Annotated in this window: 22 protein-coding genes; 11 read left to right on the plus strand and 11 right to left on the minus strand. The window is 65.7% G+C overall.

Annotated features, from left to right (window positions below; genetic code table 11):
* Positions 1-65: 65 nt before the first annotated feature.
* Together ACZ9AQ_RS09675 and ACZ9AQ_RS09680 are read right to left on the minus strand one after the other, a co-directional pair.
* Positions 66-428, minus strand: coding sequence for a c-type cytochrome (locus tag ACZ9AQ_RS09675; protein WP_429203548.1), 363 nt, complete (start codon positions 426-428; stop codon positions 66-68).
* On the minus strand, positions 425-997 hold the full coding sequence (locus tag ACZ9AQ_RS09680; RefSeq protein WP_429203549.1) for a c-type cytochrome: 573 nt from the start codon (positions 995-997) through the stop codon (positions 425-427). The genes ACZ9AQ_RS09675 and ACZ9AQ_RS09680 overlap by 4 nt, the downstream gene beginning before the upstream one ends.
* 80 nt (positions 998-1,077) lie before the next feature.
* Here ACZ9AQ_RS09680 and ACZ9AQ_RS09685 point away from each other — a divergent pair, with 80 nt between their 5' ends.
* Genes ACZ9AQ_RS09685 through ACZ9AQ_RS09700 form a run of 4 tightly spaced genes read left to right on the plus strand, consistent with a single transcriptional unit; the run spans position 1,078 to position 5,297 of the window.
* A complete protein-coding gene (locus ACZ9AQ_RS09685) occupies positions 1,078-1,476 on the plus strand; it encodes a c-type cytochrome (RefSeq protein WP_429203550.1) in 399 nt (132 codons plus the stop codon).
* A gap of 10 nt (positions 1,477-1,486) precedes the next feature.
* Positions 1,487-2,449, plus strand: coding sequence for a cytochrome c oxidase subunit II (gene coxB / locus ACZ9AQ_RS09690; protein WP_429203551.1), 963 nt, complete (start codon positions 1,487-1,489; stop codon positions 2,447-2,449).
* Positions 2,446-4,968, plus strand: a complete 2,523-nt coding sequence (gene ctaD, locus ACZ9AQ_RS09695; protein ID WP_429203552.1) for a cytochrome c oxidase subunit I — start codon at positions 2,446-2,448, stop codon at positions 4,966-4,968. The genes coxB and ctaD overlap by 4 nt, the downstream gene beginning before the upstream one ends.
* Before the next feature lie 2 nt (positions 4,969-4,970).
* Positions 4,971-5,297: a hypothetical protein gene (locus ACZ9AQ_RS09700; RefSeq protein ID WP_429203553.1), complete on the plus strand. Its 327-nt coding sequence runs from the start codon at positions 4,971-4,973 to the stop codon at positions 5,295-5,297.
* Positions 5,298-5,408: 111 nt separating this feature from the next.
* Here the strand turns inward: ACZ9AQ_RS09700 and ACZ9AQ_RS09705 are convergent, their stop codons facing one another.
* From ACZ9AQ_RS09705 to ACZ9AQ_RS09715, 3 genes are read right to left on the minus strand one after another with little or no spacing between them, the layout of a single operon-like run.
* Positions 5,409-6,725: a PQQ-dependent sugar dehydrogenase gene (locus ACZ9AQ_RS09705; protein WP_429203554.1), complete on the minus strand. Its 1,317-nt coding sequence runs from the start codon at positions 6,723-6,725 to the stop codon at positions 5,409-5,411.
* A 55-nt stretch (positions 6,726-6,780) separates the two neighbouring features.
* A complete protein-coding gene (locus ACZ9AQ_RS09710) occupies positions 6,781-8,064 on the minus strand; it encodes an MFS transporter (protein WP_429203555.1) in 1,284 nt (427 codons plus the stop codon).
* Complete coding sequence (locus tag ACZ9AQ_RS09715) at positions 8,064-9,458, minus strand: KamA family radical SAM protein (RefSeq protein WP_429203556.1); 1,395 nt, start codon at positions 9,456-9,458, stop codon at positions 8,064-8,066. The genes ACZ9AQ_RS09710 and ACZ9AQ_RS09715 overlap by 1 nt, the downstream gene beginning before the upstream one ends.
* 280 nt (positions 9,459-9,738) lie before the next feature.
* Between ACZ9AQ_RS09715 and ACZ9AQ_RS09720 the strand changes: the two genes are divergently transcribed.
* Positions 9,739-10,194 (plus strand): cache domain-containing protein, encoded by a 456-nt coding sequence (locus ACZ9AQ_RS09720; protein ID WP_429203557.1) that lies wholly within the window; start codon positions 9,739-9,741, stop codon positions 10,192-10,194.
* A 63-nt stretch (positions 10,195-10,257) separates the two neighbouring features.
* Positions 10,258-11,973, plus strand: coding sequence for a methyl-accepting chemotaxis protein (locus ACZ9AQ_RS09725; RefSeq protein WP_429203558.1), 1,716 nt, complete (start codon positions 10,258-10,260; stop codon positions 11,971-11,973).
* Positions 11,974-12,008: 35 nt separating this feature from the next.
* Here the strand turns inward: ACZ9AQ_RS09725 and ACZ9AQ_RS09730 are convergent, their stop codons facing one another.
* Entirely contained in the window at positions 12,009-12,578 is a 570-nt protein-coding gene (locus ACZ9AQ_RS09730) for a DNA-3-methyladenine glycosylase (protein ID WP_429203559.1), read from the minus strand.
* A gap of 159 nt (positions 12,579-12,737) precedes the next feature.
* On the opposite strand from ACZ9AQ_RS09730, the gene ACZ9AQ_RS09735 reads away from it, so the two are divergent.
* The 5 genes from ACZ9AQ_RS09735 to ACZ9AQ_RS09755 all read left to right on the plus strand — a co-directional run bounded on the left by ACZ9AQ_RS09735 (position 12,738) and on the right by ACZ9AQ_RS09755 (position 17,964).
* Positions 12,738-13,595, plus strand: a complete 858-nt coding sequence (locus ACZ9AQ_RS09735; protein WP_429203560.1) for an HDOD domain-containing protein — start codon at positions 12,738-12,740, stop codon at positions 13,593-13,595.
* 88 nt (positions 13,596-13,683) lie between these two features.
* On the plus strand, positions 13,684-14,868 hold the full coding sequence (locus ACZ9AQ_RS09740) for a tetratricopeptide repeat protein (RefSeq protein ID WP_429203561.1): 1,185 nt from the start codon (positions 13,684-13,686) through the stop codon (positions 14,866-14,868).
* Positions 14,869-15,393: 525 nt separating this feature from the next.
* Complete coding sequence (locus ACZ9AQ_RS09745; RefSeq protein ID WP_429203562.1) at positions 15,394-16,911, plus strand: pilus assembly protein TadG-related protein; 1,518 nt, start codon at positions 15,394-15,396, stop codon at positions 16,909-16,911.
* The gene (locus ACZ9AQ_RS09750) at positions 16,908-17,375 is read left to right on the plus strand and encodes a TadE/TadG family type IV pilus assembly protein (RefSeq protein WP_429203563.1); all 468 of its coding nucleotides are present in this window, start codon (positions 16,908-16,910) and stop codon (positions 17,373-17,375) included. The genes ACZ9AQ_RS09745 and ACZ9AQ_RS09750 overlap by 4 nt, the downstream gene beginning before the upstream one ends.
* Positions 17,376-17,382: 7 nt before the next feature.
* Entirely contained in the window at positions 17,383-17,964 is a 582-nt protein-coding gene (locus tag ACZ9AQ_RS09755; RefSeq protein WP_429203564.1) for a TadE/TadG family type IV pilus assembly protein, read from the plus strand.
* 283 nt (positions 17,965-18,247) lie between these two features.
* Here the strand turns inward: ACZ9AQ_RS09755 and ACZ9AQ_RS09760 are convergent, their stop codons facing one another.
* The 5 genes from ACZ9AQ_RS09760 to ACZ9AQ_RS09780 form a co-directional block, all read right to left on the minus strand.
* Positions 18,248-18,742 (minus strand): DNA-deoxyinosine glycosylase, encoded by a 495-nt coding sequence (locus ACZ9AQ_RS09760; RefSeq protein ID WP_429203565.1) that lies wholly within the window; start codon positions 18,740-18,742, stop codon positions 18,248-18,250.
* 261 nt (positions 18,743-19,003) lie between these two features.
* Positions 19,004-20,275, minus strand: coding sequence for a glucan 1,4-alpha-maltotetraohydrolase domain-containing protein (locus ACZ9AQ_RS09765; RefSeq protein WP_429203566.1), 1,272 nt, complete (start codon positions 20,273-20,275; stop codon positions 19,004-19,006).
* A 275-nt stretch (positions 20,276-20,550) separates the two neighbouring features.
* Entirely contained in the window at positions 20,551-22,059 is a 1,509-nt protein-coding gene (locus ACZ9AQ_RS09770; protein WP_429203567.1) for an efflux transporter outer membrane subunit, read from the minus strand.
* A gap of 1 nt (position 22,060) precedes the next feature.
* Entirely contained in the window at positions 22,061-25,240 is a 3,180-nt protein-coding gene (locus ACZ9AQ_RS09775; protein WP_429203568.1) for an efflux RND transporter permease subunit, read from the minus strand.
* Positions 25,241-25,246: 6 nt separating this feature from the next.
* Positions 25,247-26,467 (minus strand): efflux RND transporter periplasmic adaptor subunit, encoded by a 1,221-nt coding sequence (locus ACZ9AQ_RS09780; RefSeq protein ID WP_429203569.1) that lies wholly within the window; start codon positions 26,465-26,467, stop codon positions 25,247-25,249.
* Positions 26,468-26,577 lie beyond the last annotated feature (110 nt).

Consider the following 26,577-nt stretch of genomic DNA (forward strand, 5'->3'; position numbering starts at 1 on the left):
TTCCTCGTCGTGAACGTGGGGCCGCTGGCGGCCCGCATCAAACCGGCGATGATACCAAGGATCGGCTAGCGGCTCAGAAGATAGGCGCTGATGTCGATCGCATCGCGCTCGCTCACGCCCATGGCCGGCATCGCGTTGCCCGGGTCGATCGCCTGCGGGTCCATGATCCAGCGCACCAGGTTGGCCTGGGTGTTGGGCACCTTGCCGGCGATGTAGCGGCGCTCCGCCATGTCGGCGAGCGGACGGCCGACGAAGACCTGCGAGCCGGCGATGCTCGGCACCGCATGGCAGGAATGGCAGGCGTACTGGGTCAGCGCGATCTTGCCGCGCTCGGGATCGCCCTGGATGCCGGGCGCCGGCCGTGTCGGACCGCAGGCCGCCAGCAGCATGGCCAGCGCCGTCAATGCGGTGATGCGTGCCGTGCTCATGGCGCCTCCTCTCGTGTTGCGGAGCGCGCGCCGTCCTCGCGGGCGGTCATGCGCCGAAAATCTTGCGACGTCATGGTCGGCAGGGCCGACACGAACGCCACCACGTCCCAGATGTCGCCGTCGCTCAGGTGGTATTCCCAGGCCGGCATGCCGCTCATCTTGATGCCGTTGCGGGTGATCCAGTACAGCTCGCGCGTCTCCCAGTTGACGTCGGCGTCGACCAGGGGCCCCGGCACCGGCTGCATGCTCATGCCCTGCCTGAGCGGCGCCACGCCCGGCCCGCCATGGCACTGGATGCAGTTGGCCTGGTAGACGGCGGCGCCGCGCAGCACCTGCTCGGGCGCGCCCAGCCCCTCCGGCACCTGGATGTCGCGCGCATGGTTCTGCACCGAGTACTGCAAGCCTTCCTCGAACACGGTATAGATCAACGGGTAGTGCTGCTGGGTGGCGGCGATGTTGTAGAACCCGCCGCGCAGGACGATCGCACCGATGACGGCGCCGATCAGCCCTGCCCCCGCAAGGGTCAGCACCATGGTCTTGACGATAAGTCGTGTGCGATTGGATAGCATAACCTAGGGCGTTCAGTTAAAAAAATGACATCTGATTTCTTGTATTATAAAAGCCACAGCCTTTTTACGAAAAATCAACCGTGCGCAAGAATACCTGTCAAGACGGCCTCCCCCACCTGTTGCGCGCCGGCGCCATGCTGCTGTGCGCCGCGCTGGCGAGCGCCTGTGGCAGCCAGGACCAGCCCGGCCGCGTCGAAGGCGGCGATCCGGAGCGTGGCCGCCTGCTGACCCAGCAATACCAGTGCGCAGCCTGCCATTTCATTCCGGAAGTGCAGGGCACGAACGGCGACGCCGGCCCGTCGCTGCAAACCATGGGCCGCCTGAGCTATATCGCGGGCAGCATCCCGAACCAGCCCGAGAACATGGTTCGCTTCCTGCGCAACCCGCCCGCGGTCAAGCCCGGCACCCTGATGCCGGCGCTTGGCATTTCCGAAGAAGAGGCGCGCCACATGGCCGCCTTCATGTACACGTTGCGATGAAGCGGCTGAAATGAACGATCTGCAATCCGTCCTCCACCCGGCAGGCGCCGACGCCGCCATCATCCACCAGTTCACCTGGGTGCTGTTCGTCGGCGGCACGCTGATCTTCCTCGTCGTGATGGCCTTGCTGACGCTGGCCATGCGGCGCCAGGCGCGCCCGATCCGGCCCGCCGTCTGGATCTTCGGCGCCGGGATCGCCTTCCCGGTCGTGGTGCTCACCGCCCTTCTCGCCTGGAGCACCTGGCGCAGCGCGCAGCTGGCGCCGCAGACCTCGCACGGTGCGATGACGATCTCGGTCACCGGCAAGATGTGGTGGTGGGAAGTGCGCTACCGCGACCCGGCGACCAACCGCGAGATCATCAGCGCCAACGAAATCCATATCCCGGTCGGCGAGTCGGTCTACCTTGGCTTGAGCGCGTCCGACGTGATCCACAGCCTGTGGGTGCCGGCGCTGGCCGGCAAGCGCGACATGATCCCGGGCCGCGTCACCGGCCTGACCCTGCGCGCCGACAAGCCGGGCGTGTACCGCGGCCAGTGCGCCGAATACTGCGGCGAGCAGCACGCGCGCATGGCCTTCCACGTGATCGCCCTGCCGCGCCCCGAATTCGACGCCTGGCTGGCGCGCCAGGCGGCGCCAAGCCTGCCGGCCGACACCACGGTGCTGCAACGCGGCCGCGACGCCTTCCTGGCGCAGCAATGCCAGGCCTGCCACACGATCCGCGGCGTCACCGACGTGCCGCCGTTCTCGGAACAGGCCAGGATCGCCGACACCTCGCGCCTCGGGCCCGACCTGACCCACGTCGGCAGCCGCCGCGAGATCGCGGCCGGCACCTTGCGCAACCACCGCGGCACGCTGGCCGGCTGGATCGCCGACCCGCAAGCCATCAAGCCGGGCGTGTTCATGCCGCCTTCCCAAGACCTGGACGGCGAAACCCTGCGCGCACTGGCCACTTACCTCGAGCACCTGAAATGACGACGCGCGACGCTACCCTGAACGACGACACACTGCCCAACCCGCTGCCGCGCCCACCGCTGGAGCTGGCCCGCCTCGAAAAGATCTGGGAGACCCCCAGCGGCTGGCGCTTCTTCAAGTCGGTCAACAACACCAATATCGGCCTGCTGTACATCGGCACGGCGATCCTGTTCTTCATCCTGGCCGGCATCCTGGCCCTGATCATGCGGGTGCAGCTGGCGGTGCCGGACAACGACCTGGTGGCCGCCAATACCTACAACCAGATCTTCACGATGCACGGCACCGTGATGATGTTCCTGTTCGCGATCCCGATCGTCGAGGCGATCGCGGTCTACCTGTTGCCGAACATGCTGGGGGCGCGCGATCTGCCTTTCCCCCGATTGTCGGCCTACGCCTTCTGGGCCTATGCCTTCGGCGGCCTGGCCTTCTTCTGCACCCTGTTCTGGGGCCTGGCGCCGGACGGCGGCTGGTTCATGTATCCGCCGCTGACCAGCATAAAGTATTCGCCCGGCCTGAACGCCGACTTCTGGCTGCTGGGGATCGGCTTCATCGAGATCTCGGCGATCGCCGGCGCCATCGAGCTGATCGTCGGCATCCTGTTCACCCGCGCGCCGGGCATGACCCTGCGCCGCATGCCCGTCTACGCCTGGGCGATGCTGGTGGTGGGCGTGATGATCATCATCGCCTTCCCGGCCGTGATCGCCGGCACCACGCTGCTCGAACTCGAGCGCGCATTCGACATGCCGTTCTTCGATCCGGAGCGCGGCGGCGACCCGCTGATCTGGCAGCACCTGTTCTGGTTCTTCGGCCACCCCGAGGTCTACATCATCTTCCTGCCGGCGGCCGGCATGATCTCGACCATGATCCCGACCATCGCCCAGAACCGCCTGGTGGGACGGCGCGTGATCGTGGTGGCGCTGGTCGGCGTCGGCATCTTCAGCTTCGGCCTGTGGGCCCACCACATGTTCACCGCCGGCCTGGGCGTGCTCGAGATGAGCCTGATCTCGGCGGCCAGCATGGCGGTCGCGATCCCCACCGGCATCCAGGTGTTCGGCTGGATCGCCACATTATGGAGCGGGCGCATCAGGATGAATGCGCCGACTCTGTTCATGCTCGGCTTCATGTTCATCTTCGTGCTGGGCGGGCTGACCGGCGTGATGGTGGCCGTGGTCCCGTTCGACTGGCAGGTGCACGACACCTATTTCATCGTCGCCCACCTGCATTACGTGCTGATCGGCGGCATGGTGTTCCCGGTATTCGCCGCCATCTATTACTGGCTGCCGCTCGTCAACGGCAACCAGATGTCGGAGCGCTGGGCCAAGTGGATCTTCTGGCTGCTGTTCGGCGGCTTCAACCTCACGTTCTTCCCGATGCACATCACCGGCCTGTACGGCATGCCGCGGCGCGTCTATACCTACTCGCACGAGATGGGCTGGGACTGGCTCAATATGCTCTCGACCGTCGGCGCCTTCATGTTCGCCCTCGGCATCGTGGCCATGATCGTCGACGCCACCCGCACCCTGCGCCGCCCGGCCAAAGAAGTGGGCAATCCATGGAACGCGGCCACGCTCGAATGGCTGCCGTCCGAGGACTACGGCAACCGCAGCATCCCGATCGTCACGTCCGACGACCCGTTGTGGGACCAGCCGACCCTGTCGAAGGAAGTGGCGGAAGGCCGCCATTACCTGCCCAATACCGTCACCGGCCGCCGCGAGACGATCTCCACCAGCCCGGTCGCCGCGAAGCCCAACTACCTGATGATCCTGCCCGGCGACAGCTGGCTGACCGTGATCGGCGCCGCCGGCACGGCCGGCTTCTTCCTGCTGCTGACCGTGAAGGCGGTGGTGCCGGCCTTCATCTGCGGCTTCATCGCGATCGTCTGCATCATCAGCTGGCTGTGGGAATCGGACCGCAGCGTCAACATGACGCATGCGTCGATCGGCGGCGGCATCAAGCTGCCGATCGGCGCGGTCGGCACTGCCTCGCATTCGTGGTGGGGCACCTTCATCATGCTGATCGTGCTCTACGCGATCTTCTGGTCGTTCGCCTACACCTATATCCATACGTCGATGCGGCTCGAGATCTGCCCGCCGCCGGGCGCGTCGTTGCCCGATGGGATGTACACCATCGGCGCCGCCGCCCTGCTGCTGGCGGGGTCCGTCCTGGTCTGGTTCAGCGGCCGCCTGAAGGGCCACGGCATGGCCTGGACCACGCTTGCGGCGCTGGCCTGCACCACGGCCGCCTTCCTGCTCGACGTGCACAGCTGGCGCCTGGTGCACCTGGACTCTACCCGCGACGCGTGGAGCGCCTCGATCTCGATCATGCTCGGCTTCCAGGGCGTGATGGTGTTCGTGCTGCTGCTCGCGGCGCCCTACCTGTGCGTGCGCGCCTGGCGCGGCCTGGTCAAGCCGGAAAACCGCGCCACGCGCGACAACATCGCGCTGATCTGGCATTACGTGACCCTGCAGGGCATCACCGCCATGGTGGTGATCCGCGGCCTGCTGCTGGTGATGGATTGAATATGGACGACCGCTTCTTCCAGCGCGCCACGCGCGCCTCGCTTCCCCTCCTGATCTGGGCCGCGCACTTCGGCTTCAGCTATATCGTGGCCGCGGCCCAGTGCACGCCGGGCGCCTGGCGGCCCGAAGGGCCGAATCCCTGGCTGCTGGGCGGCGCCACGCTGCTGGCGCTGGCCGCCTGCGCATGGAGCGGCGCCGCCGGCGGCAAGCGACTGCGGCAGGGGTCGACCGAATTCGTGGATTACGTGGCCGCGGCCAGCTCCGTGCTGGCGTTCGTGGCAATCGCGTGGACCGGGATTCCAGTCCTGTTAGTGGCGGGTTGTGCGTAGGGTTGGCGGCTACGCCGCCGACGCGGTGATCGATCACGATCCCGGTTTCGCGCCGGGTGATCTTGACGCCAGCTATCACCGCGTCGGCGGCAAAGCCGCCAACCCTACGAATTAACCCGGCTCCGGCACCAGGCGCCAGATCACGTTGCCGACGTCGTCGGCCACCAGCACCGCGCCCTTGCGGTCGACCGCAACGCCCACCGGCCGGCCATGGGCCTCGCCATCCTGATTGACGAAACCGGTCAGCATTTCCACCGGCTTGCCCGCCGGCCGTCCATCCTTGAACGGCACGAACACCACGTTGTAGCCCGAACGCGGCTTGCGGTTCCAGGAGCCGTGGTTGCCGATGATGGCGCCGTTCCTGTACTGCGCCGGCAGCAGCGAGCCTTCGTAGAAGGCCAGGCCCAGCGCCGCCACGTGGGCGCCCAGCGCATAATCCGGCACGATCGCCTTTTCCACCAGGTCGGGACGCGGCGGCTTGACGCGCGTGTCGACGTTCTTGCCGAAGTAGCTGTACGGCCAGCCATAGAAGCCGCCATCCTTCACCGAGGTCAGGTAGTCCGGCACCAGGTCGCTGCCGATCAGGTCGCGCTCGTTCACCACGGTCCACAAGGCGCCGGTCTCGGGATTCCAGGCCATGCCGTTGGGATTACGCAGGCCCGACGCGAACACCCGCGTCTGGCCGCTGGCGACGTCGATCTCCAGGATCGCGGCCCGGTCCTTTTCCTCGTCCATGCCATTCTCGGCGACGTTGCTGTTCGAGCCCGTGGTCGCGTACAGCTTGCTGCCGTCCTTGCTGGCGATGATGTTCTTGGTCCAGTGGTGGTTCAGCGGACCGCCCGGCAGCGGCGCCACCTGCTGCGGTTTATCCAGGATCTCGGTCGCGCCCTCCTGGTACGGAAAGCGCACCACCGCGTCGGTATTGGCCACGTACAGCGTGTCGCCCACCAGCGCCATGCCGAACGGCGAATTCAGGTCTTTCAGGAACACGCGTTTCAGCTCGGCCACGCCGTCGCCGTCGGCGTCGCGCAGCAGGCTGATGCGGTTCGCGCTCGGCACGCCGGCGCCGGCGCGCGCCATCACCTTGCTCGTCACCCAGTTGCCGATGCCGCTCTTGGCGGGACGCTCCGGCGCGTTGGTCTCGGCCACCAGCACGTCGCCATTGGGCAGCACATACACCCAGCGCGGATGGTCGAGCGCCGTGGCGAAGGCGTTGACCGCCAGGCCCGGCGCCGCGACCGGCGCCGTGTTCGCCGGCCAGCTCCTGGCCGGGGCGATGTGGACGGTCGGAACCAGCGTCTTGTTCGGCTCCGTCAGGGTCGGCTGCGACCCCATGTCGGCGCCGGCCGGCAAGGTCGACTTGTCGCCGCAGGCGGCCAGCAGGAGCACGGCGGCGCCGGCGACCATGAACGGCAGTGGTTGATGCATGACTTCCCCCAAAAATAGAATGGGGGAAGTGTATATGACAACGCGACCGTGTATGTCACGGCTGAGAAGTCCCAAGGGCCGTGCGCCGGCGCGCGAAACGCCACAGGCCGGGCAGCTGGATCGCCACCAGCAGGGCAAAAGCGGCGCGGTAGGCTTCGGGCGGCGCGCGGCCGAGCAGGTCGGGCTCCCACAGGCCGATCACCAGCCCGAAGCCGGCCTGCACCAGGAAGGCGCCGATGAAGATCAAGAGGTTCAGGAAAGTCGCGGCGCGTCCCGTCAGTTCGCGCGGCATCGATTGCGCCACGATGGCGTACTCGATGCCGGTGATCGTGCCCACCAGCGTGAACATCACCGACAGCATCGCGAAGCTGGGCCGGTAACCGATGACCATGGCGGCCTGCACCAGCACGAAGAAGGTGATGCCGGCGGCCGCCACGTCGAGCGGCGGCATGCCGCGCCGCCCGGCCCATTCGGTGACCATGCCGACCGCGATCGCGCCGAACACCACCGCCGCCATCCCCAGGTAGAGCAGATAGGCGACCGCGGGCTCGGAATAGCGGCCGACGTCGAGCAGCCAGCGCCCGATCCACAGGCCCTGCACGCCGAAGAACACCGCATGCGGGATCAGCACCAGCGAGGCGACCGCGCGAAAGCTCGGCGCGCGCCAGACTTCGCGCAGGGCCGGCAACAGCGGGCCGCGCTGCGCGACCGCGCCGGTGGCCTTTGGATACAGCAGCGCGATCAGTAGGCCAGTGCAGGCCACCAGCGCCGCCAGCAGGCAGAACAGGCCGCGCCAGTCGGTGTATTCCAGCACGGCGCGCACCGGCATGGTGGCGCTGGCGGCGCCCATGCCGCCGACCGCGATCAGGTAGCCGTGCACCGACGGCAGCCGGTTCGGCGCGATCCAGGTGGAAATCGCCTTGACCGCCGCCATGAAGCAGCCGCCCAGGCCGCAGCCCATGATGGCGCGCGCCGCCAGCAGGCCATAAAAGCCGTCGCAATTCGCGAACAGGAGCGCGCCGCACGAGGCCAGCAGCAGCAGCACCACCTGCACCCGGCGCGGCCCGTAGCGGTCCAGCGCCATCCCCACCGGCAGCTGGACCAGGGCGAAGGCGAAGAAGAAGGCGCTGGTGAGCAGCCCGAGCTGGCCCGGCGTGAGCGCCAGCGCCCCCACCAGGTGCGAGGCCAGCACCGCGTTCACGTTGCGCAGCAGCGAAGACAGGAAGTGCCCCAGCGCGAACGGCAGGAACACGTAGACGAACACCCCCACGCCGGACAGGCGCAGGGGCGCCGCGCAAGCCACGGCGCCCGGCTGCATCATCGGCCCCGCGCCTGGCATCAGGCCGCGTCGGGCTGGGCTTCGCCGCGCTGGCCCATTGGCACCAGCGGGATCACGCGGCCGCCGGGTCCGCGCAGCGGACCGCCGCTTTCCATTTCGAAGAAGAAGCGGTCGCGCCCGAACGCGGGTTTCAAATGATCGAGCCAGGTGGCGTCGGGGTCGAACCTGGCGAAGAACGGGCGGCGCACCCACTCGGGATTGCGCGCCTGCAGGAACTGCAGCGCGAACAGCTTTTCGCCGTTGATGGTCACCACGCCGTCGATCACGACCTTGCCGGGGAAGGCGCTCATCGACGGCCCGCGCACGGTGCGCGACAGGCCCGAGACCATCGAATAGGCCTCCTGGAAGATCTCGTGGGCGCGCGCCAGCGGCAGCGAGAAGTAGTCGCGCGGGCCGGTGTCGCGCTCGACGAACATGTAATAGGGGATGGCGCCCAGGCGCACCCCGGTGGTCCACAGTTCGGCCCAGCTCTTCGGGTCTTCGTTGATGTGGCGGATCAGCGGGCCCTGCATGCGCAGGGTGGCGCCGGTGCCGACGATGCGCTTGACCGCCTGCTGGGCGATCGGCGCGCGCAGCTCGACCGCATGGTTGTAGTGGCCCATGATGGCCAGGTTCTTCCCGCTCGCCACCACCTTCTCGAACAGGCGCATCAGGTCGTCGCTGTCCTTGTCCGACACGAAGCGCTGCGGCCAATAGGCGACCGACTTGGTGCCGATGCGGATGTTCTGGATGTGGGCCAGCTCGGGGGCCAGCAGGGGTTCGAGGAACTCGCCGAGCGAGCGCGTATTCATGATCATCGGGTCGCCGCCGGTGATCAGGACGTCGGTCACGTCCGGATGCATCTTGAGGTAGCTCACCAGCTCGCCGCACTCGCGCGCGTCGAACTTCATCTCGTCCATGCCGACGAACTGCGGCCAGCGGAAGCAGAAGGTGCAGTAGGCGTGGCAGGTCTGGCCGGCGCTGGGGAAGAACAGCACGGTTTCCTTGTACTTGTGCTGCAGGCCCTTGAGCGGCGCGTCGTTCACGCGCGGGACGTTGTGCGTCATCTGGCCGGCCGGGTGCGGATTCATGCGCATGCGGATGTCGTGCACCAGGCGCGCGATCGCGGCGTCGTCCTTCTTGTACAGCACCAGATCGCGCAACTGCTCGTATTCGTGGGCCGGCAGCATGTCGCGGTGCGGGAAAGTCAGGCGGTAGATCGGATCGTCGGGCACGCGCTTCCAGTCGATCAGCTCATCCATCACATAGGCATTGGTGCGAAACGGCAGCACGTGCGATACCACCTGCACGGCTTCCTGCAGCTCGGGCGTGAGCCATTCCCATTGGCGCGCTGTAACGATGGACTGGCGAGTATATGGTTTGAACTTGGAAGGCGTCGATGCAGTCGTGGTCACGAGAATTCTCCAGTGAGATGACAGGCGGCAAGTTGCCGGTAAGCACTCATCTTAGGGAGCCTGTATGCAACTGGAATTGCCTTCCATCAACGTCATCGCTTCTCCGGCTCGCTTTAAAACAAACCTGTGATGTAGTCCGGCGAAGTGACGCAAGGACACAACGCGATGGGCTCGCGACCTCTGTCGTTGTGCGAACGCAATCCGGCGCCGTCGCGGCTCGGTACATTAGTCGTGCACTTGAGAAATATCCTACTGAACACACCCGAAAGGAAAGCCACCCATGAAGATGTTCGCTACCGCCGCCGCCCTCTGCCTGGGACTGGCCGCTCCCACCGCCTTTGCCAACGAACCGACCGAAAAGGACGCCATCGCGATGGCCGAGCGCGGCGCCGCTGTCATCAAGGCCAAGGGCAAGGCCGAGATGATGAGGCTCATCAACGCCAAGGATCCGAGCTTCGTCCAGGGCTCGCTGTATGTCGACCTGCGCGACGTCAAGACCGGCATCGTGCTGGCCCACCCGTACAACCCGTCGATCGTCGGCAAGGATCTGACCGACGTGCCGGATGCGAACGGAAAAAAATACCGGCGCGAGATCATCGAGCTGGCCGCCGCCAAGGGCAAGGGCTGGGTCGATTACCAGTACAAGAATCCGAGCACCGGCAAGATCGAGCCCAAGACCACGTATATCCTGCTGGTCGACGACGTGGTGCTCGAAGCCGGCATCTATAAGAAATAATTGCGGTTCGCGTCGCGTGGACGGCGCCGCCGTCCACGCTGCGCGCCTCTAGGAGTGACTCCCATGCTGAACAAACTGCGGATCGGCCAGAAACTGTTGCTGGCCCCGGGCCTCGTGCTCGTCCTGCTGACCCTGCTTTCGGCGGCCGCCTACTACGGCATGGTGCGCCAGAACGCGTCGCTCGAACACATGGTGCAGGTGCGCGCCGCGCGCCTGCAGGCGGTGGCCGACGTGGCCGGCGAGGCGCGCTTCGCGCATGCCAACGCCTACCAGTTCCTGGCCTGGGTCAATGGCAGCTTCGCCCAGAACCGGTTGGCCGCCCTGTCCGCCGATATCGGGCGCAGGCACGCCGCCATCGGCGAACAGCTGGACAAGTTCGCGCAGGCCGCCGAACAGCACGAGCGCGCGCCGATCGAGGCTTCGCAGGCGGCGCTGGCGCGCTACCGCAAGGCAGTCGGCGAGACGATCGAAATGGCGTCGGTCGACCAGTCGATCGCCACCAATTCGATGCAGAAGGCCGAGCAGCAGTTCGTCGCCCTCGACGCCGAACTGACGCGCCTGGCCCAGCTCGAGAAGAAGATGAGCGAGGCCGCCCACGCCGCCGCCAAGGCCGAGTTCCGCAGCCTGGGCTTGAGCATGGCCGGCCTGGTGCTGCTGTCGATCGGGCTGTCGCTGGCGGTGACGATGCTGGTGCGGCGCTCGATGCTGGGCGGGATCAATGCGATCGCGCGCACGGTCGGCGAACTGGCCGAGGGCCGGCTCGACGCGCCGCCCTTGCACGCGAAAGGCCGCGACGAGATCGACGACACCGCGCGCGCGCTGGACCACACCATCGCGCGCCTGAACGCCGCCCTGCACAGCGTGATGAACGCGGTGCGTTCGATCGACACGGCGTCGCAGGAAATCGCCAGCGGCAACCTCGACCTGTCGACCCGCACCGAGATGCAGGCCGGCTCGCTCGAGCAGACCGCCAGCACCATGGAAACCCTGACCACGGCGGTCAAGGACAATGCCAGCAATGCGCGCCAGGCGTCGGAGCTGGCGGCCGAAGCGGCGCAACTGGCATCGCGCGGTGGCCAGGCGGTGCAGCAGGCGGTGACGACGATGGAATCGATCCAGGCCAGCTCGCGCAAGATCGTCGAGATCATCGGCGTCATCGACGGCATCTCGTTCCAGACCAATATCCTGGCCCTGAACGCGGCGGTGGAAGCGGCGCGCGCCGGCGAACAGGGACGCGGCTTCGCGGTGGTGGCCTCCGAGGTGCGCACCCTGGCCCAGCGCTCGGCGGCGGCGGCCAAGGAGATCAAGGGCCTGATCGCCGATTCGGTGAACATCATCGAGCGCGGCAACGCCTCGGTCAGCGAGGCCGGCGCCAGCATGGGCGACATCGTGTCCTCGGTGCGCCAGGTGAACGACATCATCGGCCGCATCAGCATCGCCAGCACCGAGCAGGCCGACGGCATCGCCGAGGTCAATCGCGCGGTCGGGCAGATGGATGGCATGACGCAGCAGAACGCGGCCCTGGTCGAACAGGCCGCGGCGGCGGCCGAAAGCCTGCACGAGCAGACCGTGAACCTGGCCAAGGCGGTGGCGATCTTCCGCATTGCGCCAGACCTGGACGCCGACGCGGCGGGCGTCGAAACGCAACAGGAGACGATCGCGGAAGACGCGCCGGAATCGGGCTTCCAGGGCGTGGGCGAGCGGCGCGCCTCGGGCAGCGCGATGCGCGGCGGCCCGATGCGCGCCCTGCCCGCGGCGCCCGCGCGGCGGCGCGCCTGACGCGCGACCCGGCGCGGCCATTCCGCGCGCCGCGGCTAGCGGAACGGCCGGCTGACGAAACGCGAGCCGGCCAGCCCAAACCGCCAGGGCACGTCGACCGCCTTCGAGATGCCGATGCGCGGGCCGGCCACGAGCGGCAGGCTTGGTGCGGCCGGCAGCAGTTCGAATGGTTGCTGCGCCAACGCCATGCCGTCGTGCGCACGGTTCACGCCCAGCGCCTGGCACAGCTTGCCCGGCCCGGAACACAGCGAACGTGCGTCCAGCGCATCGCGCCGCGCGCGCATGCGATCCAGTCCCGCCACCGGTTCCAGCGCCCGGATCAGGACGCCGGCGCCGTGTCCAGGCTCCTGGCACACGAAGTTCAGGCACCAGTGGATGCCGTACGATCTGTAAACATAGGCATGCGCGGGCGGGCCGAACATCGACGCGTTGCGCTCGGTCGGCCCGGAATACGCGTGCGAGGCCGGGTCTTCGTGGTCATAGGCTTCCGTCTCGACGATCCGGCCGCCGACGCCGTCGACCAGCACCGTGACGCCGATCAGCTGCTGCGCCACGAGGTGCGCCGGCTTTGAGAAATCGATTCCTGCAATGGTTGAGATAGCCATGCGAAGATTCTAGCGTGGGACAGCATGACCCGCCGTTTTGGTGAAATTGATACAAGAACAGAGCAATGAAGGCATTGCCTTGCTGCAATAACTAAATGAGTCGGGTATAGTGACAGCGTCCTCCGTATTTCCGCGAAGCCTATCCGCGCCTCCACTTCCATGAACACCGTCGTCGAGCCCATTCCGCAGATCGACCAGGTCGATGCCCTGATCAAGTCGATCCGCATCCCGCCTCGGCCCAGCCTGCTCGCCGACCTGCAGCGCGAACTGACGGCGGAAGATCCTTCGCTGGATGCCATCGGCACGATCGTGGCGAGCGACGTCGGCATGTCCGGCGCCCTCCTGAAACTTGCCAATTCGTCGATCTATGGCGGCCGGCGCAAGGCCAAGTCGGTCGAGCAGGCCATCCTGTTCCTCGGCATTAACCAGGTGGCGGCGCTGATGACCGGCCTGCTGGCGCGCCGCGCGATTCCGGCCAACAGCGCGGCCCTGGCCAGCTTCTGGGACATCTCGACGCGCCGCGCGCAGGCGATGGTGTTCCTGTCGCGCCGCCTGCGCATGGGCGAGGCGGACGTGGCCCACACCTTCGGCCTGTTCTGCGATACCGGCGTGCCGCTATTGATGGAGCGCTTCAAGGATTACAACGTCACCTATGGCGCGGCCTCGCTCGAAGCGGTTCGTCCCTTCACCGCGCTCGAAGTAGAACGCCACGACACCAGCCACGCCGCCGTCGGCTGCCTGCTGGCGCGGAACTGGGGGCTGTCGGACCACGTGTCGTGGGCCATCCTGCACCACCACGATTACGCCGTGATCGACGACGCGTCGACGGCCTCGCCGGTGCGCTCGCTGGTGGCGCTGTCGCTGCTGGCCGAGAACGCGATCTGCCGCTACCAGGGCCACGCCGAATCGACCGAGTGGAACAAGGGCGGCGCCGCGGCCTGCGCCTACCTGGGCTTGTCGAGCGAGGAAACCGCCGAGATCCTCGACGAACTGCTGGAAGCCTTCCACGAAGACTGAAGCCTTTCACGAGGATTGAAGCCTTTTGACTTCTGCCTGACGCAAGCGGATACTGGAAAGTCACTACCCGCGCGTACAGGGAGGAGACATGAAGCGCCTCGTGACCGGACTGCTGTCGCTGTCCCTGCTGCTGGGCGGCTGCGCCAGCACCTCTCCCTCCCCTTCTTCCGTTCCGCCATCGGCGCTGTTCGCCGACGAGCGCTTCGCGCCGCCGTCCGAAGCGGTCGGCGCGCAGGACCTGTTCGCACTGAGCCCCGCGATGCGCGACTACCTGCACAGCGCCGCCTTCACCCAGCGCCTGCACGCCAAGGGCATGCGCCATGGCCTGGTGGACGCGCTGTACAGCAAGACCGACCTGAAGCTCGAATACGAGTCGCGCATCACGCGCACCGCCAGCGAAACCTACGAAGCGCGCATGGGCAACTGCCTGTCGCTGGTCATCATGACGGCCGCCTTCGCGAAGGAACTCGGGATGCCGGTGCGTTTCCAGAGCGTGGAGGTGGCCGACAGCTGGAGCCGCACCGCCGGCATCTACCTGTCGAGCGCCCACATCAACATCGGCCTGGGACAGCACGCGTCCGACGTCCTGCGCGGCCATGACCCCGACCGGGTGCTGGTGGTGGACTTCATCCCGCGCGAGCAAGCCGCGAGCCTGCGCACCCGCGAGCTGGACGAACAGGACGTCGTCGCCCTGTACCTGAACAACCGCGCCGCCGAAGCGCTGATACAGGGCCGCATCATCGATGCCTACTGGTGGGCGCGCGCGGCGGTGGCGGCGCGTCCCGGAACGGCGAGCACCCTCAATACCCTGGCCGTGATCTACCACCGTCACGGCGAGCTGGCGCTGGCCGAGCGCGCCTTCCAGGCCGCGCTGGCGCGCGAGCCCGAGAACCTGTCGGTGCTGCGTAACCTGGAGCTGCTGCTGCTGGCGCTGGGCCGGCCGCTGGAAGCGCAGGCGCTGGCCAGGCGGATCGCCTCGATCGAGCCGACCCCGCCGTATCACTACTTCGACCTGGGCATGGCGGCGCTCGAGGCCGGCGACTTCGACGCGGCCGTGGCGCACTTCGGGCGCGAGGTGAAACGCTCGCCGTACAACGACGAGTTCAGGTTCTGGCTGGGGATCGCGCACTTCAAGCTCGGGCATATGGGCGATGCGCGCGAGCATATCGCGCTGGCGGTCGATCACAGCACGCGCGGGGATATGCGCGAGGTGTATTCGGCCAAGCTGGCGCATTTGCGCAAGGTGGCGGGGACGGGGACACGGTTTCGTTAACAGCGTCCGATTCACGGACTACACGTTACTGTTCCTCCCACAGTGGATTCCAGCCGGCTCATCCAAGTGCCCAGGAACGGCTGACGAACAGCGTCGTGGTCTATCGACCGCAACAGCTGCGCGCCGCCTCGAACCGATTTGGCCGCCACAGGATGCCTCGCCTTATTGCAGCACCACCGCTTCCCATTCGTCGAACGCCGGGTCGGCCGCGGCATGCGCGAGCCATCGCTCTTCCCGCTGCCGTATGACGCTTGGCCGATCCGCCCGGCCGTGATAGTACCGGGCATTCAGCTTCAGGATGATGGGCGCGCGTGTCGCTCGACGTTGCCGCCAACTCGCCCGCTCGAACCAACGAGCTTGGAAGCAGGAAAATGATGGGATAGCGCTAAATGTGGATCAATGAAGGAGCACTGCCTCCCTGCTGCGTGAGTCGGAAAGGCTGCGAATTCTCAACGTTTCCCACGGCCCCCTTCCTAGAATGAACCTATGGCGCACAGCGTGTGACGCGACTAGACGGGAGAGAACATGGCGCCGCTGGCTGAAAGAATTGTCCGTCATCTCGCCAGGCCGACTGGCACCTTCGGCGGCGCACTTCAGGGCCGTCCCCGATATCGGCCACACCAGGGGGGGGCTTTTGCCGTGATGTCCGTGCCAGCCATGCTGGTCATGCTGGCCATGTGTGGGCTGGCAATCGATATCGGAATGATCTACAACCGGAAGGTCGAGCTTCATGGGATTGCCAAGACGGTTGCGCTCGCAGCGGTACGGGAGCTGGACGGCACCGCGGACGGCATCACCAGGGCATTAGGTGCAGGAAGGACTGCCGCGAGCGCTCATACCTACCGTTACGGTGTGGCCATTCCATGGCTGGACAGCGCAATTTCGTTCAGTACTACACCAGGGCCGGGTGCAGAATGGATAAGCGACGCCACCGCAAGGTCGCGGCCGGCCGCAGTCTTCTACGTCAAGGTCGACACCTCAGCACTGGATAGTGCCGTAGGAACAGTGGGAACCATTTTTATGCCGGTCATTTACGGCGCTATCGGATCGGGTGAGGTTAGTGACAAAGCGGTTGCGGGACGATCCGCACTCAACGTCACCCCTTTCGCGGTATGCGCCATGTCGGCGGTTCCTGGCGCTGGACGTACGAATTCCACTGGTAATAGTGAGCTGGTCGAGTACGGGTTTCGGCGAGGTGTCACCTACGATCTGATGGCACTGAATCCAAACGGCACGACTCCTGTTAACTTCGTGGTAGATCCCGTCTCTCCGCCAGGAGGACTGGGCGCTACCGACAACACCAGCGCTGGCACAGTCGCACCCTTCATCTGCACCGGTCGCATGTGGACACCGCGCGTGACGGGAGGGGCCATCAGGGTTACCTCTCCGTTTCCAATCGGTTCGCTCTACCAGCACCTCAACTCGCGCTTTGACGACTACAGCGGCGGCAGCTGCAATCCGCATGGCGCCCCGCCTGACTTCAACATCAAAGCTTACGCCTATGATGTCACGAACGGCATTCCGTGGATGAATCCCAAGCCGACATCGCACAGCGCCGCGCCCCAGGTCGACGGAGCCAGACTTCAAACGGTCGCCGATTCCTCGAGCGCTCCTGCCAGTGCCGGCATGTACGGCCCTCTCTGGTCTTATGCACGGGCAGTGAAATTCTCTACATACAGGGAAGGGGTTGCCGAGCCAACCGGAGGGTACCCACGCTTTGCAACGTCAGACTGGTCAAAACTTTATCCGTCCGGGCCGAGCGCAACATCCTACCCTTCCTCCAATCCATATTTCGCAACCTCAGGAAATATGTACTTGGCGCCGCGCTCGACGCATCTATCAATTTCGGAGCAGAACCGACGTGTACTACATATCCCCTTACTGTCGTGCCCTGTCTCTGCGGGCACCAACGTTGGCGCCACTGCCTTAGCTGTCGGCAAATTTTTTATGACGGTCCCAGCAACACCTACCAGCTTGTTTGCCGAATTTGTGGGGATCGCACACGAGTCCACTATTCCTGGCCAGGTAACACTCTATCCATGAAGCCGATTCCCCACTCCCTCAAGCAGCAACGTGGTGCAGCCGCTGTCGAGCTAGCATTCATTCTTCCGATATTGGTGCTGCTGATCTTCGTCCCACTTACCTTGGGCCGCCTGTTCTGGGCTTATACGGTCACGCAAAAGGCAGCTCAGGACACTGCTCGATACATGTCCACGATCTCGGCGCAGGAGATGCGCGACCAACCTCTTGCCACGGCCGCGGCCAACGTCGGTCGCACCATCGTAAATGAGGAACTGGCAGACCTGAGGTGGGGCTCGTCCACGCGGGCCGTTGAAATTCTCTGCAACAACGTCAGCTGCAGCAGCGGCGTTGGTTCTCGCCCCCTGCCCTCGACAGTCAAGGTTGTTGTCCAGGTCGACTTCCTCGACCCAACAGGGTTCTTCAATCTGGGCCGGTATGGAATTCCCCTACAGGCAGTAGCGGAGATGCGTTATGTCGGCAACTAGAGCGGCCATGGCTAGGAGATTGGGTCACCGGCATCAACGTGGCGTGGCAGCGATCGAGGTGGCCTTGCTTGCCCTCGTGTTCTTCATGGTCGTCTTCGGCGTCATTGAAACTGCCCGAATGATGTATGTCTTTAACACCGTCCAGGAATCGACCAGGCGAGCAGCCAGCGCAGCCAGTTTGGTGAGCCATCGGGATACTGCCGCTCTAAATCGCATTCGCCAGAACGCGGTCTTCAGGACCTCGCCCGGGTCCCTCGTTTTCGGGGCTCCCGTGTCAGACCAGAGTGTCCGGATCGACTACATGGCGCTGGTCAGAGATGGCAGCAGCCTCACCCTGACTGAGATTCCAGAAGGTTCACTACCGACATGTCCTCGAGAGAACCGGCGGGTTTGCATGAACAATCCAAACGCAGCTAACTGCATCCGCTTCGTGCGCGCCAGGATCTGCGAAGGAGGAACCAACTGCAGTCCGGTCCGTTATACACCCATCATTCCCCTCTTATCACTGACAGTCGACATCCCACGGTCGACAACCATACACGTCGTTGAGTCTTTCGGCTCCATGCCGGAAGGGACCCCCTGCCTGTGAACCCGCTGAGCAGACCCCAGGCAAGCAAAGCCGTGCTGAGCCTGACTATCGATCCATGCGCGCCTCCGGCTTGCGTTTGGCGTCCTGCCCAATGACGCCGTGGAGCGCTTCATCCCCATCCTCCACGCTCACTCGGGAAAGCATCGATGGATCGAGGCCAGGGTGGCAGCAACGGCTGCAGCCCCGATGGTACGCGGCGATTGGTGCCAGCGCTTCGCTCGCTTCGATCGCTATCCGGATCACCCGTGCGCGGGCAACAATCGGATCAGTCGGTCCGAGAACCTCAATCTCGCGGCGACCATTGTGGCTCTACGATCTTCTTCCAGACGGCCAGCTTATCTTCAAAAGACATATGAGCGTAGGCTGGCGATGACGAGGGCAATGCAAGGGTCTCGAACCCTGCCGCGCTGAAGCGTTGCTCGGATTTGCCGGAGGTCTTACCGTTGAAGCAGACGCGGAAAAGATGAGGACTGTGCCGTAGCAGAACGCTGAATTCGTTGGCCTGTGCCTGGCGAATGGCAGCGTCCAGGCTTCCTTCGCGTTTGCAGGCAGCGATGGTGTCCCACAAGCCGATTTGGTGAGCGAGCAAGCGAGTCAATCGCTCGTCGTAATCCATCTCCGCAAGAGGCTCGTTTGTCACGGCAGACAAAAGGCGCCAGAACTGATTCCTTGGATGTGCATAGTATCGCTTTGCCGAAAGCGAAGCCTCCCCAGGAAAACTTCCAAGAATAACAATACGGGTTTGCTGATTAAGAACGGGAGGCAAGCCAACTAGCATAGGGACGACTTCGCTTGTAGTAAGTTAAACGTAGCGACGTGCGAAATGAACACTTCGTCTCCAGATTCTAACTGTATAGATGAGTCAGAGCGCGACTGCGCGCGGCTTCCAGGTCGGTTTGACATCCACACCGGACAAACCTCGTCGCGCATCACCACGGGGGCGCAATATTGCCCCGTTGGCTTCCACGGCTAGCGCCCGATCGCATCGCGCACGCTCGATCCGGCCGCCATGGACGGCAGCCGGTGACGGCAAGCGGCGTTACTTGATCCAGACCGCGTAATTACTCCCCGACGTCTGCAGCGTCCACCCGCTGCCCGCAGGGCTCCAGCTGTTCGGCCCGATCTTCATCGCCAGCTGGCGCGTATTGCCGCTGATGATCGCCGCATACAGGCCCTGGGTCGCCTGCTGGATCGCCACCGGCGACGTCGAATGCACGCCCGCATTGCGGCGCGCCGCCATCAGCGCCGAAATCGGCGTCTTCAGGTTCCAGTTATAGATGTGCGGGTAGTACACGGTCGGGATGCCCGGATGGCTCAGCACATAGGCATACCCTTCCATCACCGAGCCGCACGGCACCGACCAGTAGTTCTGGCCGTTGCCGCAGCTTTCGGACGGACCGGTGTCGTGGTTGTCGACGAAGGTCACCGACATCGCCGGCCACCAGCCGAGCGCGCCCTGCGGCTTGCCGGACGCATCGCGCAGGCGCCAGTAGTTGCCGTTGGCGAGCGCATCGTTGAGCAGGCCCTTGGTGGTGAAATCGAAGGCGCCGCAGCTGTTGCCCGTGCCGTTAATCCAGTTCATGATTTCCTGGCGGTGGGCGTCGATATTGTTCAGGTTCATGTCGTTCCACAGCTCGCCGACGCAGAATTCGGCGCCGAAGGCATTGGCGTACTGGCCGGCATAGCTCGGGCTGAAGCCGCGCACGTAGTCGATCCGCATGCCGCTGAAGCCCACCGGCTTGAGCGTGTAATTGAGCCAGTTGATGATCCCGTTCTGGACTTCGCCCACGTTGCGGTGGTCGAGGTCGCGGCCGCCGTCGAAGCCGAGGGCGGTGTCGGGATTGCCCAGGCCGCAGTTGCATTCGTCGTTATTGACGATCGTGTGCAGGGTCCAGTTGGGATTGGTGAAATCCGACCAGTTGGTGGTGCCGACGCGGTGGTTGACCACGATGTCGGCCACCGCCCTGATGCCGTTGTTGGTGAAGGCGCGCACCACGTTGGTCAGCTCGGCCGAGCTGCCATAGCTCGAATTGAGCACATTGAGCTGGCGCGGCAGGTAGCCCTGGGAGGCGGCGGAATCGGACGCCGGCGGGAACCAGACGTGGGTAAAGCCCATCGTCTTCAGGTCGCCCACGTTGCCCTGCAAGGTGTTGTACCAGTTCGGGCTGCGGTAGCCCGACGAGTTCCAGTGGAAGCCCTGCAGCAGGACGGCCTGGCTGTTGCCGGACTGGGCCGGCGGGGTGGCGGCGCCGGCGCCGGCGCAGACGGCCAGGGCGCTCGCCGCCAGCATGGCGATGATGCTCTTCTTCATTATTTGTCTCCTCCAATTTTTTTCGGTTGGAATGGGTTCCTTCAAAAATCATCGTCCTGTCACGCTCATCAAGAGCGACGCATCAGGTAGATAAACTACCTTTCTGTTCCAAGAATCGCTCTTCCGACGAGGCTGACAGCGTGAGTCTCTGCCCGGCCCGTAAACGTGTCAATTCAACACGCATAAAATATGTAGTTTTGCTACCTGCATAAAAAAGCGGCGGTACGCTTGCACGCACCGCCGCAAAGGGCAAACAACGTTCCAGCGTAATCAGGTCATTGCCGCGCCAGGGCAAGACTTTCCGCCTGCGGCGCATCCCAGCCGCCGCCCAGCGACCGGATCAGCGCCACGGTCGTCAGCGCGCGGTCGCCGCGTAGCTGCACCGCGGTGCGTTCCACCGCCGCCAGGTTGCGCTGGGCGTCGAGCAGTTCCAGGTAGCTCGAGCGGCCGGCGTCGTACAGCTTCTGCGCCAGGTCGGCCGAGCGGCGCGCCGCGACCACGGCGGCGTCGATCTGGGCCGACTGGCCGGCCAGGATGCGCAGGCCAGCCAGGTTGTCCTCGACCTCGGCGAACGCCACCAGCACGCTCTGGCGATAAGTGCCGACCGATTCCTCGAGCGCCGCTTCGCTGCGCACCACGTTGTTGCGGTTGCGGCCACCGTCGATCAGCGGCATCGAGGCCAGCGCGCCGACCACCCACGAACGACTGCTCCACTTGAACACTTCGGAGAACACGCCGCCCACGCTGCCGCCGTCGGCGCTGATGATCAGTGCCGGGAACATGGCGCCGCGCGCCACGCCGATGCGGGCGTTGGCCGCTTCCATCGCGCGCTGGGCGGCGACGATGTCGGGCCGGCGCTCCAGCAGCGACGACGGCAGGCCGGCGGGGATCGCCGGCATCAGGCTCGCGTCGAGCAGCGGGCTCGGACCGGCCACGTAGTCGGCCGCCGGCTTGCCCAGCAACACCGCGAGCGCGTGTTCGGTGGTGGCGCGCTGGCGCTGCACGCCGATCGCTTCGGCGCGCGCCGTGGCCAGCTCGGTGCGGGCGCGCGACAGGTCGAATTCGCCGATGTCGCCCAGCTCGAAGCGGCGCTGGGTCACCTTCACGCTCTCCTCGCGCAGGCGTACGGTCTGGTCCACGGTCGCGAGTTCGGCGTCCAGCGCGCGCAGCCTGAAATAGGTCTGGGCCACGTCGGCCTGCAGCGCCAGCAGCACCGAGCGCAAGTTCGCCTCGGAGGTCGCCGCGTCGCCGCGCGCCGCCGACACGCCGGCCGCCACGCGGCCGAACAGGTCGACCTCGTAGCTGGCCGACAGGCGCGCCGTATAGCTGGTGCGCGCTTCGGCATCGGCGCCCTGCGCCTGGCCGGCTTCCAGCGGCGACAGGCGTGCGCGCTGGGCGCCGACGCCAATGCCCACCTGCGGGATACGGTCGGCTTCGGCGATGCCGGCGATGGCCCGCGCCTGCTTGACGCGGCTGGCCGCGACCGCCAGGTTGGCGTTGTTGGCGGCGGCCTCCCCGATCAGCGCGGTGAGCGCCGGGTCGTTGAAGGCCAGCCACCACTGGCCGCGCGGCTGGGCTTCGGCCGGCTGCGCCGGCTTCCAGCGCGCGCCGTCGGCGCCCGCCACTTCCACGTCGGCCGCCCTGGGGGCCTGCGTTTCGCGGAAGGCGGCCGGGGTCGCCACGTGCGGCTGCACGAAATCAGGCGTTGCGCAGGCGGTCAACAACAAGGCTGCCAGCAGCGGCGTCAGGAAAGGAGCCGCGCCGCGTGTGATTGACTTACTCATCTCAATGTACTCCTTCCGCGCTGCGCGCCACGGCGGGCGCCTTCGCAGGTTTTTCAAAGCGCTTGGCCAGCATGCGCAGCAGCACGTAGAACAGCGGCGTCAGGAACAGGCCGAAGAAGGTCACGCCCAGCATGCCCCAGAACACGGCGATGCCGATCGCGTGACGCATCTCGGCGCCGGCGCCGCTCGAGAACACCAGCGGCACCACGCCGGCGATGAAGGCGATCGACGTCATCAGGATCGGACGCAGACGCAGGCGGCTCGCTTCCAGGGCGGCGTCGATCACGCTGCGGCCATCGTGCTCCAGCTCGCGCGCGAATTCCACGATCAGGATCGCGTTCTTCGAGGCCAGCCCCACCAGCACGAACAGGGCGATCTGGGTGAAGATGTTGTTGTCGCCACCCGACAGCTTCACGCCGGCCAGCGCGCACAGGATCGACATCGGCACGATCAGGATGACCGACAGCGGCAACGTCCAGCTTTCGTACTGCGCGGCCAGCACCAGGAACACCAGCAGCACGCACAGCGGGAACACATAGATCAGGGTGTTCCCCGACAGGATGTCCTGGTAGGTCAGCTCGGTCCATTCATACGACACGCCCTTGGGCAGCGTCTCTTTCGCGAGTTGCTCCATGATGGCCTGGGCCTGGCCGGACGAGATGCCCGGGGCGGCGCCGCCATTCAGTTCGGCCGCGACGTAGCCGTTGTAGCGGGTCACGCGGTCAGGACCATAGGTGTCCTTCACGCGCATCACCGACGACAGCGGAATCATCTCGCCGCTGGCGCTACGCACCTTCAGCTGGTCGATCTGCTCGCGGTGCGAGCGGAACTCGGCGTCGGCCTGCACGCGCACCTGGTAGGTGCGGCCGAACTGGTTGAAGTCGTTCACATATACCGAACCCAGGTTGACCTGCAGGGCCTGGTTGATCTCGGACAGCGACACGCCCAGCTGCTTGGCTTTCACGCGGTCGATGTCGGCGAACAGCTGCGGCACGTTGATCTGGTAACCCGAGAACACGCCGGCCAACTCCGGCGTTTGCCAGGCGCGGGCCTGCAGGTTCTGCACCGCCTTGTACAGTTCTTCGTAGCCCACGTTGCCGCGGTCTTCGATCATCATCTTGAAGCCGCCCGTGGTCCCGAGGCCGTTGACCGGCGGCGGCGACAGCACCATCACGAAGGCGTCTTCAACCGAGCCCATGCGCTTGTTGATCTCGGCCGCGATGGCGTCCGCGCTCATCTCCTTGCCCTTGCGCTCGCTGAACGGCTTCAGGCTGGTGAACACGATGCCCGCGTTCGGCGCATTGGTAAAGCCGTTGATCGACAGGCCCGGGAAGGCGATCGACGATTCCACGCCCGGGATCTCCTGGGCGATCTTCGACATTTCCCGGATCACGGCCTCGGTACGGTCGAGCGAGGCGGCGTCGGGCAGCTGGGCGAAGCCGATCAGGTAGGCCTTGTCCTGCTGCGGCACGAAGCCCGGCGGCACCGCCTTGAACATGAACACCGCGCCCACGGCAAGCAGAAGGTAGACGCCGATGGCGGCGCTCTTGCGGCGCAGGACGCTCTTCACGCCGCCTTCGTACTTCTCGGACGAGCGGGCGAAGAAGCGGTTGAACACATGGAAGAAGCGTCCCAGAACAGCGTCGATCGCGCGCGTCAACCGGTCCTTCGGCGCGCCGTGCGGCTGCAGGATCGAGGCCGACAGCGCCGGGGCCAGGGTCAGCGACACGAAGGCCGAGATCACGGTCGAAATCGCGATGGTCAGGGCGAACTGGCGGTAGAACTGGCCGGTCAGGCCCGCCACGAAGGCGATCGGCACGAACACCGCGCACAGCACCAGGGCGATCGCGATGATCGGACCCGAGACTTCGCGCATCGCCTGGATGGTCGCGTCGTGCGGCGTCAAGCCGTTGGCGATGTTGCGCTCGACGTTTTCCACCACCACGATGGCGTCGTCGACCACGATGCCGATCGCCAGCACCAGGCCGAACAGCGACAGGGTGTTGATCGAAAAGCCGAAGGCCAGCATCACGGCGAAGGTGCCGACCACCGAGACCGGCACCGCCAGCAGCGGGATGATCGAGGCGCGCCAGGTCTGCAGGAAGATGATCACCACCAGCGCCACCAGCACCACGGCTTCGAGCAGGGTCTTGATCACCGAGTCGATCGACTCGCGCACGAACTGGGTCGGGTCGTACACGATCGAGTATTCCACGCCCTCCGGGAAGTCCTCGGCCAGCGTCGCCATGGTGGCGCGCACGTCGGCGGACAGTTGCAGGTCGTTGGCGCCAGGGGCCGCGAAGACCGGGACCGCGACCGCCGACTTGTTGTTCAGCAGCGAGCGCAGCGCATAGGAGCTGGAGCCCAGTTCCAGGCGCGCCACGTCCTTGAGCAGCGTGGTGCCGCCGTCGGCATTGGTCTTGAGGACGATGTCGCCGAATTGCTCGACGGACTGCAGGCGGCCCTGGGTGTTCACGGTCAGCTGGAAGTCGGCGTCCTTGGCCGGTCCCTGGCCGATCACGCCGGCCGCGACCTGCACGTTCTGCTCGCGGATCGCATCGACCACGTCGCCCGCGGTCAGGTTGCGCGCGGCGACCTTCTGCGGATCGAGCCAGACCCGCATCGCGTAGTCGCCCGAACCGAACAGCTGCACCTCGCCCATGCCCTTGATGCGGGCCAGCTGGTCCTTCACGTTCAGCACCGCGTAGTTGCGCAGGTACAGGTCGTCATACTGGCCGTTCGGCGAATTCAGGTGCACCACCATGGTCAGGTTGGGCGACGATTTCACCGTGGTCACGCCGATCTGGCGCACCTCTTCCGGCAAGCGCGGCAAAGCGCGCTGGACCCGGTTCTGCACCGCGGTCTCGGCCTGATCCACATTGGTGCCGATCTTGAAGGTGACGGTCAGCGCCAGCGCGCCGTCCGAGGTGTTTTGCGAAGACATGTACAGCATGTCCTCGACCCCGTTGATCTGTTCTTCCAATGGCGTGGCCACGGTTTCGGCGATCACCTTCGGATTCGCGCCCGGATACTGGGCGCGCACCACCACCGATGGCGGCACCACTTCGGGGTATTCCGAGATCGGCAGCTGCAGGATCGAAATCAGGCCGCCGACGAAGATGATCACCGACAGCACCGCCGCGAAGATCGGCTTGTCGACAAAGAATCTGGAAAAGTTCATGGTCGATTACTCCTTGACGTCGGCCAGCGCCACGTTGGCATCCTTGGCCGCAGGCGCGGCCGGGGCCACCATCGGCACGGTCTGCGCGGCGATCGGCGCGCCGGGACGCACGCGCTGCAGGCCGTTGACGACGATCTTCTCGCCTGGCTTCAATCCGTCGCGCACCACGCGCAGGCCATCGTTCAGCGGCCCGAGCTTGACGGTGCGGTATTCGGCCTTGCCGTCCTTGTCGACCACGTAGACGAATTTGCGGTCCTGGTCGGTGTTGACGGCGCGGTCGACGATCAAGATCTGCTGCTTCGGCACGCCACCGGCGACCTGCACGCGGGCGAACAGTCCCGGCGCCAGCTGGCGGTCGGCGTTGGCCAGGGTGGCGCGCATGCGCACGCTGCCGCTGCGGCTGTCGAGCTGGTTGTCGACGAATTCCAGCTTGCCGCTGTGCGGGAAGCCCTCTTCGCCGGCCAGGCCGACCTTCACCTCGACCGGCTGGCCGGCGTGGGTGCGGCGGCTCACGCGCAGATAGGTGTCTTCGTCGCCGTCGAAGCTGGCATAGATGCGGTCCAGCGACACGACCGAGGTCAGCACGGCGCTGGCGTCCACCAGGTTGCCGAGGGTGATCTCGGCTTTCGAGACGCGGCCGTCGATCGGCGCGGTGACGCGGGTGTAGGCCAGGTTCAGGCGCGCGGCCTCGTACTCGGCGGCGGCGGCGCGGGCGCTGGCGTCGAGTTCCTTCTGGCCGGCGTCACGTTCGTCGAATTCGCGCTGGGCGATCGCTTTGTCGGCCAGCAGGCGCTCGGCGCGCTGCAGTTCCAGCCGCGCCAGGTCGGCTCTGGCGCGGGCGGCGGCGGCGGTGGCCTGGGTGCGGTCGGCCTCGGCCTGGTAAGGACGCGGGTCGATCACGAACAACACGTCGCCCTTCCTGACTTCGGCGCCGGGCTTGAAGTTGACGGCGGTGATGTAGCCCGACACCCGCGAACGGATCTCGACCACCTCGATCGCTTCCAGGCGGCCCGAGAATTCCTGGGTCTCGAGCACCGGTTGCTGCACCACCACGGCGGCCGATACCGGCGGCGCGGCCGGCACTGCCGGCGCATCGTTGCTGTTGGCGTCGGCGCAGCCGGTCAGGCCGGCGCCGACCAGGCCGCTCAGCGCCAGTGCGGCGACCATCACACGCAGCTTGCCCCGCGTGTCGCCTTTCAGGCTGCCCGATTCTGGTTGGTTATTCATGATTAACCTTTCTTATTAACGACGATTAAATAGACAATAAAGCCCCGTCCGGCGTCGCCGACTTGTCGTGTCGTGCGAAACGCCGGCAAAAAGAAGCCCCCCACGCTGGG

This window comes from Massilia sp. UYP34 (assembly GCF_056279385.1).

Excerpts from the sequence above, each read along its gene's own strand:
- ACZ9AQ_RS09740 (WP_429203561.1), top strand. The coding sequence starts at position 13,684 with ATGAAGCGCCTCGTGACCGGACTGCTGTCGCTGTCCCTGCTGCTGGGC.
- ACZ9AQ_RS09770 (WP_429203567.1), bottom strand. The coding sequence starts at position 22,059 with ATGAGTAAGTCAATCACACGCGGCGCGGCTCCTTTCCTGACGCCGCTG.
- ACZ9AQ_RS09705 (WP_429203554.1), bottom strand. The coding sequence starts at position 6,725 with ATGCATCAACCACTGCCGTTCATGGTCGCCGGCGCCGCCGTGCTCCTG.
- ACZ9AQ_RS09775 (WP_429203568.1), bottom strand. The coding sequence starts at position 25,240 with ATGAACTTTTCCAGATTCTTTGTCGACAAGCCGATCTTCGCGGCGGTG.
- ACZ9AQ_RS09680 (WP_429203549.1), bottom strand. The coding sequence starts at position 997 with ATGCTATCCAATCGCACACGACTTATCGTCAAGACCATGGTGCTGACC.
- ACZ9AQ_RS09675 (WP_429203548.1), bottom strand. The coding sequence starts at position 428 with ATGAGCACGGCACGCATCACCGCATTGACGGCGCTGGCCATGCTGCTG.
- ACZ9AQ_RS09750 (WP_429203563.1), top strand. The coding sequence starts at position 16,908 with ATGAAGCCGATTCCCCACTCCCTCAAGCAGCAACGTGGTGCAGCCGCT.
- ACZ9AQ_RS09720 (WP_429203557.1), top strand. The coding sequence starts at position 9,739 with ATGAAGATGTTCGCTACCGCCGCCGCCCTCTGCCTGGGACTGGCCGCT.
- ACZ9AQ_RS09700 (WP_429203553.1), top strand. The coding sequence starts at position 4,971 with ATGGACGACCGCTTCTTCCAGCGCGCCACGCGCGCCTCGCTTCCCCTC.
- ACZ9AQ_RS09765 (WP_429203566.1), bottom strand. The coding sequence starts at position 20,275 with ATGAAGAAGAGCATCATCGCCATGCTGGCGGCGAGCGCCCTGGCCGTC.
- ACZ9AQ_RS09780 (WP_429203569.1), bottom strand. The coding sequence starts at position 26,467 with ATGAATAACCAACCAGAATCGGGCAGCCTGAAAGGCGACACGCGGGGC.
- coxB (WP_429203551.1), top strand. The coding sequence starts at position 1,487 with ATGAACGATCTGCAATCCGTCCTCCACCCGGCAGGCGCCGACGCCGCC.
- ACZ9AQ_RS09745 (WP_429203562.1), top strand. The coding sequence starts at position 15,394 with ATGGCGCCGCTGGCTGAAAGAATTGTCCGTCATCTCGCCAGGCCGACT.
- ACZ9AQ_RS09725 (WP_429203558.1), top strand. The coding sequence starts at position 10,258 with ATGCTGAACAAACTGCGGATCGGCCAGAAACTGTTGCTGGCCCCGGGC.
- ACZ9AQ_RS09760 (WP_429203565.1), bottom strand. The coding sequence starts at position 18,742 with ATGCTAGTTGGCTTGCCTCCCGTTCTTAATCAGCAAACCCGTATTGTT.
- ctaD (WP_429203552.1), top strand. The coding sequence starts at position 2,446 with ATGACGACGCGCGACGCTACCCTGAACGACGACACACTGCCCAACCCG.
- ACZ9AQ_RS09710 (WP_429203555.1), bottom strand. The coding sequence starts at position 8,064 with ATGCCAGGCGCGGGGCCGATGATGCAGCCGGGCGCCGTGGCTTGCGCG.
- ACZ9AQ_RS09730 (WP_429203559.1), bottom strand. The coding sequence starts at position 12,578 with ATGGCTATCTCAACCATTGCAGGAATCGATTTCTCAAAGCCGGCGCAC.
- ACZ9AQ_RS09735 (WP_429203560.1), top strand. The coding sequence starts at position 12,738 with ATGAACACCGTCGTCGAGCCCATTCCGCAGATCGACCAGGTCGATGCC.
- ACZ9AQ_RS09755 (WP_429203564.1), top strand. The coding sequence starts at position 17,383 with ATGGCTAGGAGATTGGGTCACCGGCATCAACGTGGCGTGGCAGCGATC.